Annotated in this window: 7 protein-coding genes; 4 read left to right on the top strand and 3 right to left on the bottom strand. The window is 42.3% G+C overall.

The annotated features are described in order from the left end of the window. Positions 1-61: 61 nt before the first annotated feature. A complete protein-coding gene (locus tag A4S05_RS18725; protein ID WP_069071310.1) occupies positions 62-1,189 on the bottom strand; it encodes an acyltransferase family protein in 1,128 nt (375 codons plus the stop codon). 118 nt (positions 1,190-1,307) lie between these two features. On the opposite strand from A4S05_RS18725, the gene A4S05_RS18730 reads away from it, so the two are divergent. After that, positions 1,308-1,766 carry a peroxiredoxin gene (locus A4S05_RS18730; RefSeq protein ID WP_069071311.1) on the top strand — a complete coding sequence of 153 codons (459 nt, stop codon included), beginning with the start codon at positions 1,308-1,310 and terminating at the stop codon, positions 1,764-1,766. A gap of 124 nt (positions 1,767-1,890) precedes the next feature. On the opposite strand, the gene hpf is transcribed toward A4S05_RS18730, so the two are convergent. Continuing rightward, entirely contained in the window at positions 1,891-2,538 is a 648-nt protein-coding gene (gene hpf / locus A4S05_RS18735; RefSeq protein WP_069071312.1) for a ribosome hibernation-promoting factor, HPF/YfiA family, read from the bottom strand. Between the two features lie 630 nt (positions 2,539-3,168). Here hpf and lipB point away from each other — a divergent pair. Further along, entirely contained in the window at positions 3,169-3,849 is a 681-nt protein-coding gene (lipB, locus tag A4S05_RS18740) for a lipoyl(octanoyl) transferase LipB (protein ID WP_370684466.1), read from the top strand. 288 nt (positions 3,850-4,137) lie between these two features. Then, the gene (locus tag A4S05_RS18745; RefSeq protein ID WP_141699753.1) at positions 4,138-4,338 is read left to right on the top strand and encodes a hypothetical protein; all 201 of its coding nucleotides are present in this window, start codon (positions 4,138-4,140) and stop codon (positions 4,336-4,338) included. A gap of 43 nt (positions 4,339-4,381) precedes the next feature. Here A4S05_RS18745 and A4S05_RS18750 read toward each other — a convergent pair whose 3' ends face one another. Further along, positions 4,382-5,146, bottom strand: a complete 765-nt coding sequence (locus A4S05_RS18750; RefSeq protein WP_069071314.1) for an amino acid ABC transporter ATP-binding protein — start codon at positions 5,144-5,146, stop codon at positions 4,382-4,384. Between the two features lie 87 nt (positions 5,147-5,233). Here A4S05_RS18750 and A4S05_RS18755 point away from each other — a divergent pair, with 87 nt between their 5' ends. Beyond that, on the top strand, positions 5,234-6,754 hold the full coding sequence (locus tag A4S05_RS18755) for an ABC transporter permease subunit (protein WP_069071315.1): 1,521 nt from the start codon (positions 5,234-5,236) through the stop codon (positions 6,752-6,754). Positions 6,755-6,900 lie beyond the last annotated feature (146 nt).

Genomic DNA, 6,900 nt, shown 5'->3' on the forward strand with positions numbered 1-6,900 from the left:
ATAACACTAAAACGTAAATAACAACAAAAATCTTTTTATATTCTGACGGCTGCCTTCAAATTTACACTTTGAGAAACCAACGTTGCCGATACATCAAAACACCAACAACCCACCACAACAACACAGTGACTAGGGCAAACAACAGAGAACCATTCAACGCCCCCGCCCAAGATGCGAAAAAATTCTGGTAAATCCAATTGTAAGTACTGGGAGCGTCTTTGCCAGTACCAATAGTGGTTCTGACTAAGATTTTAATCAATAAAACCGATGCAACGAAAAGAGCGATCGCATTTAAGCCCATAATTTCAAAAGGCTTACTCCAGCGACGCATCACCCGTACTTCAATCAGTTCATAACAAGCCGCTAGCAACAGTAACGCCCAACCGCTGCTAAAGACCACATAGGAACTTGTCCACAGCTTTTTGTTGATGGGGAATGTCCACCCCCACGCCCAACCAATAATTAAGCAACCGACTCCAAATAATCCTAAACCGATACTTGTGCGTGACTGTACAGGTTGGCTGCGTATCCATTGACCAGTGAAGTAGCCAGCGAGGACATTTACTATAGCGGGAATAGTACTGAAAAGTCCTTCTGGATCTCCCATAAAGTTGAAACCGTCACCTTTATATAAATGTGCTTTGGGAATAATCAAGCGGTCAACATAAGCGCCAAAATTACCATCCCGCGTCAAAACTCCCGCACCATATTCTGGCACTGGTACATACATCATCGTCACCCAGTAGCCGATGAGTAGCACTGCTGCTAGTATCCATTGACCTTTACGCGGTAGGTTGAGAACAGCTACGGAAGCTAGCAGATAGGTAAGGCTGATGCGCTGCAAGACTCCCATAATGCGGATGCTGTTCAAATTAAAAGTCCAAACACCCTGATTCCAAAAGCCATTCAGCAGCAATCCCAAGGCAAAGAGAATGGCGGCGCGGCGCAATATCCGCCAGTAAACAGCTGACGTTGGTTTATTGCCTTCGGTGTACTTGGACAGTGAGAAAGTCATCGCTACACCGATAATGAAGAGAAAGAAGGGAAATACCAAGTCAGTTGGTGTGCAACCGTGCCAATCGGCGTGGGCTAAGAGAGGATATACATCATCTGCAACTCCCGCCATATTGACGAGAATCATAGCAGCGATGGTAATGCCGCGAAAAACATCCAGTGAAGTCAGGCGCATAAGCGGAATTTTGTGTTAGATGAGTATCTAAGCTACTCCGCTTGATGCAAGTAATCAAGCAAAATTTATGGACTTGGATACAAGGTAAAATTTTGTTAAGTAATTACCACCACTTATTATGGCAATCAAAGTTGGAGATACCGCTCCTAATTTCAGTCTACCTGCTCAAAACGGCTCAACAGTTAGCCTACAGGATTTTCGCGGACAAAAAGCTGTTGTCCTATATTTTTATCCCAAAGACGACACACCTGGATGTACGGCTGAATCATGCGCCTTTCGCGATCAATATGAAGTGTTTAAAACCGCTGGTGCTGAAGTTGTCGGCGTGAGTGCCGACTCTAGCGAATCTCACCAAAAATTTGCTGCGAAATACAATCTCCCTTTTACTCTGTTAACTGATAAAGGCGACCAAGTGCGGAAGCTATATGGCGCAACAGCTGCCTTTGGCTTGTTCCCTGGTCGCGTTACTTACGTCATTGACCAACAAGGAGTTGTGCAATACGTATTTGATTCAATGTTTAACTTTAAAGGTCACGTTGAGGAAGCGCTGAAAACTTTGCAACAGCTTGCGAAATGAGGGAATGGGGATTGGGTACTGGGGATTGGGTACTGGGTACTGGGGATTGGAGATTGGGGATTGGAGATTGGGAAACTCTTTCCCAGTCCCTAGTCCCCAGTCCCTAGTCCCTAGTCCCTAGTCCCTATTTACTCGAATGCGACTTTTCCGGCATACCAATACTTGCGTGAGTTGATTTGCCATTCTTGCCATTGGTATGGCCGTTACCATTGCGGGGTTGAATCACACCATAACCGCCGTGGTTGCGTTCGTAAATTACATTAATCTCTCCAGTTTCAGAATTGCGGAACATATAAAAGTCGTGTCCCACGAGTTGTAGTTGTTCCAGGGCTTCTGTAGGGGTCATCGGCGGCATGGAAAAATATTTGGTGCGGACGACTTCGTTAGGCAATTCGGGGGTGCGATCGCCAATTAAATCTGTGACTACCGCATCTGCAACAACTACTTCTGTTGGTAGGGCATGAGTTTTCTGATCTTGACGCCGTTCTTTGTACTTCCGCAGTTGACGGGCAATCTTATCTGCAACTAAGTCAATGCTGGCGTATAGGTTTTCGCTACTTTCCTCGGCACGGATAACGCTACCATTAGCGTAAATAGTTACTTCAGCCGCTTGTCTTGGATTAATTCGGGGATTACGGGCTACGCTAAGATGCACATCCACTTCATTTGTAATGCTCTGAAAGTGACTAACTGCTTTCTCAATCTTTTGATGTACATACTCACGAATTGCATCGGTGATTTCAATATTTTTGCCGTGGATGACAAGCTTCATGTAAACTCTCCCACTGAATATTTGATGTGTGAATTTGCTTTGTATGAAAAGAAATTGCGGTAAGGTCTATTACTCCCGCCAAAACAAATTGTGAACTTTATCTATGTACTGCTTGTAAGCTGTCTCTAAGCTTACTACATCTGGGTTTTTGCTCATTATACCCTTGATTTACCTCCTCATCTCTGCGCTGATATCCAATTGGATATTCACCTAGAACTCTTTAGTGAGGAAATCTGAGCAGTAGCTCCTGTAACTGTCTTTTGTGTTAAAACAACGCTTACAGAACTGTTGATATTTGCTCCTTCTGTGTTCGGTTGAAGTTTGCTTGCTGTTGTTCAATAATACAAGTCTTTGTGGAAATTTGATTCTGTTTGAAATGCAAACTAACTTTATGAGAGTCATCAGCCAGTACATTCGTCTTTATCGTCTTGGCATGATGCTTATTGCAGAGAATTCCTCCTAAAACCTATTGAGGTTGTATATTCAAGCTAGCACTTTGTATTTTCTAATGCATATTCCCTTGACTTTCCTTTAAAATCCTTTGCAAATCTTTACATTTTTTGACTCCAATCTTCTAATTTGAAATATATTTCGTTCTTAATACAGTTGATTTTTGGCATAATCCGTAGTATGGAACCACACATAAACCGTTGTTTGCTGTATAACCAAGGATTGATGCCTTACTTAGAAGCTCATGGATGGCAGCGATCGCTCCTCACTGAGCGCATCCATGACTCCAGTCTAGATGACGTGTTGATTTTGCTAGAACATCCACCTGTCTATACTTTGGGACAAGGAAGCAACTCAGATTTTCTCAAATTTGATATTGACAAAAGTGAATATGATGTGCAGCGAGTTGAACGAGGTGGCGAGGTTACTTATCATTGTCCCGGTCAACTGGTGGGGTATCCAATTTTAAATCTGCAACGTTATCGTAAAGACCTCCATTGGTACTTACGCCAACTCGAAGAAGTCATAATTCGCGTATTAGCAGTTTATGGGTTGCAGGGAGAAAGAATTCCGGCTTTTACTGGCGTTTGGTTGCAAGGGCGAAAAGTTGCGGCGATTGGGATTAAAGTCAGCCGTTGGATTACCATGCACGGCTTTGCATTAAATGTTTGTCCAGATATGACAGGCTTTGAGCGCATTGTACCCTGTGGTATTTCTGATAAACCTGTAGGCAGTTTGGCCGAGTGGATTCCAGGTATCACTTGCCAAGAAGTCCGTTTTTATATAGCACAGTCCTTTGCAGAAGTCTTTGGCGTGGAACTAGTCGAGTTGCAGACTGAAGGATTTTTCCGGTCTGAGTAAATTCAACTTGTAATTATGTAATAAATACTATAGCAGTCCTATTTAAATTGTGAGACACTTATGATATGAGTCCATATTTAATAGTATAAAAACAACTATTTCACTGCGGTTGTCAAAACTAAAATCTAATACCAATTCAATTAATGATTGCAACACATCTTTGGGTGAAGACGCGATGAATCGCGTCTCTACAAATGGTCTATTTGTCGCATTCTTTGTTCAAATTGGTATAATTATTTACAAATATCCTATATTAACTATTTACGGCTATCAAGCACAACTTTGCGCGTGAATTACTCAAATAATCTCCAGGTATATGCCCCATCGCTAACGTCTCTCAGAGAACGTGATTGGACAGCTTTGATAGAACTATTTGATAGAGACGACGGTGATGAAATTGAAGCCGACATCAGTGGTAGTTTGTTTTGGCTAATACCTGAACCTTGTTGGGAAGATGATCCCTTTGATTTCTTACGCGAGTACCTTTAAATAGTTGGGAATGGGGAGTTTAAAGGAAGTCTTTAATTACGAATTAGGAATTAGGAATTATTTTAAGGCGACTTAGGAAAATACGTAGGCGATCGCTTTGGGGATTAGTCAGCACTTCATAAGCTGGGCCTTGTTCTGTCACAATACCTTTGTCTAAAAATATCACCTGATGGGCTACTTCTTTGGCAAACTGCATTTCATGGGTGACAACCACCATTGTCATCCCTTCTGCTGCTAATTGTTGCATCACTTGCAGAACTTCGCCCACAAGTTCAGGATCTAGGGCGCTGGTGGGTTCGTCGAATAGCATGATTTGGGGATTCATGCATAAACTACGGGCGATCGCTACTCGTTGCTTTTGTCCGCCAGAAAGTTGTTCGGGATAAGCAGAGGCTTTGTCAGATAAGCCAACTTTTTCTAAATATAATCTCGCTATTTGGGCGCTTTCTTTCGGTGTTTTACCCAAGACTTTACGCGGTGCGAGTGTCATATTTTCCAGGACGCTGAGATGAGGAAATAGGTTGAACTGCTGGAAAACCATACCTACTTGTGTCCGTAGTTCCCGCAGTTGGTTATATTTGACAGTTGGTCGGGATAAGTTGATACCATTGATTATTAAACGCCCTTTGTCAATGGTTTCTAGCCGGTTAAAGCAGCGTAGTAGAGTACTTTTACCACAGCCGGAGGAACCGATAACTGCAACGACTTCTCCCCGGTTGATTTCGCCGGTGATTCCTTTGAGGACTTTTAGGGAACCAAAGTTTTTTTCGATATTGTCAAAAATAATGGCGGGGATGGTATTGTTCATTACTTATGTCAAGCTGCTCTACAGTTGATTGTAAGGTTTTAAGTAACCGCAGAGGCGCAGAGAGCGCAGAGGGAGAGAGAAAATAATATGGCTAAATTTGGTTTTGTGCGTTGGCTGTATTTATGTGTCTTCATAGGTTTTAGCTGTTTATTACTGATTAGCTGTGCTGTAAACTCTAGCGCTGGGAAAACTCTGCGGGTTGCTACGGAACCGACGTTTCCACCTTTTGAGTTTCAAAGACAAGGTGGTGAGTTGCAGGGTTTTTCGATTGATTTGATGAATGCGATTGCACTTACAGCTAACTTTAAGGTGGATTTTCAAAGTCTGCCTTTTGATGGGATGATCTCAGCTTTGCAAGCCAAAACGGTAGATGCGGCCCTTAGTTCGATCACGATTACAGAGGAGAGGGCGAAGACGATTTCTTTTTCCCGTCCCTATTTTAAGGCTGGGTTAGCGATCGCAATTCGTGCAGACAATCAAGATATTACTGGTTTTGACAGTCTCAAAAATAAAAAAATCGCAGTCCAAATTGGCACAACTGGGGCTGCAAAGGCTAAAAGTGTTCCTGGGGTGCAAATTCGCAGTTTTGATTCAGCACCTATAGCCCTGCAAGAATTGTCCAATGGTAATGTGGATGCAGTAATTAATGATGCACCTGTTACTTTATATGCTATTAAGACGGGCAATCTCAAGGGAATTAAAGTAGTAGAGCAATTACTGACAGAAGAGTTTTATGGAATTGCTACGGCTAAAAATTCGCCGAATTTGGCATTGATAAATGATGGTTTGGATAGGGTGTTGAAAAATGGCACTTATGCCCAAATTTACCAAAAATGGTTTCAAATCGAACCGCCATCATTACCAGATAAATCACCATTTGAGAATCAAACTAACACTAACGCACCTAACATATTTACTTCAATTAGCGTGATTTTACAGGCTTTGCCAAGTCTATTGCAGGGTGCATTGGTAACATTGCAATTGACGATACTTTCTGTAGTGTTTGGTTTAATTGGCGGTTCGCTGATTGGTATTACACGCCTTTCTCGTATCGCACCTATGCGTTGGATAGCGAGGGCGTATGTAGATTTTTTTCGGGGAACGCCTTTGCTGGTGCAAATTTTTATGATTTACTTTGGTTTCCCAGCAATTTTGCAAGAACTTGGTTTGACATTTACTTTTGATCGCCTCACTGCTGGAGTAATTGCTTTAAGTTTGAATAGCGCTGCATATATTGCCGAAGTTGTGCGTGCGGGGATTCAATCGATTGAAACAGGACAATCAGAAGCAGCACAATCATTAGGTTTGAGTTCTGTGCAAACTATGAGTTATGTAATTTTTCCCCAAGCTTTCCGGCGGATGATTCCACCTTTAGGTAATGAGTTTATCAGTTTGTTGAAAGATACTAGCTTAGTTGCGGTAATTGGGTTTGAAGAATTGTTCCGCAAAGGACAGTTAATTGTTGCTGACAACTATCGCGCTTTTGAGATTTACGCCGGTGTCGCGGTGGTTTATTTGTGTTTGACATTACTTTCTTCACAGGCATTTAGTCGTTTAGAAATGTGGATGAATCCGGTTAAACGCCAGAAGAAATACGATATTCAGTAGTGGCGTGTCAAGACTAAATTGTTGCAATAAATTTTCTTGTGGTGTGGGCATCTTTCCATTGGTGTCAACTTAAGCTAAAACACTTATTCCACAGGCTTTTTACCCCCCTTAATCCCCCCTTATAAAGGCTATCCATTAGTCACATC

This window comes from Nostoc sp. KVJ20, assembly GCF_001712795.1.
In the GTDB taxonomy this organism is placed as follows: Bacteria; Cyanobacteriota; Cyanobacteriia; order Cyanobacteriales; family Nostocaceae; genus Nostoc.

Coding starts and splice junctions, on each gene's coding strand:
- A4S05_RS18750 (WP_069071314.1), bottom strand. CDS start 5,146: ATGAACAATACCATCCCCGCCATTATTTTTGACAATATCGAAAAAAAC.
- A4S05_RS18755 (WP_069071315.1), top strand. CDS start 5,234: ATGGCTAAATTTGGTTTTGTGCGTTGGCTGTATTTATGTGTCTTCATA.
- A4S05_RS18730 (WP_069071311.1), top strand. CDS start 1,308: ATGGCAATCAAAGTTGGAGATACCGCTCCTAATTTCAGTCTACCTGCT.
- lipB (WP_370684466.1), top strand. CDS start 3,169: ATGGAACCACACATAAACCGTTGTTTGCTGTATAACCAAGGATTGATG.
- hpf (WP_069071312.1), bottom strand. CDS start 2,538: ATGAAGCTTGTCATCCACGGCAAAAATATTGAAATCACCGATGCAATT.
- A4S05_RS18725 (WP_069071310.1), bottom strand. CDS start 1,189: ATGCGCCTGACTTCACTGGATGTTTTTCGCGGCATTACCATCGCTGCT.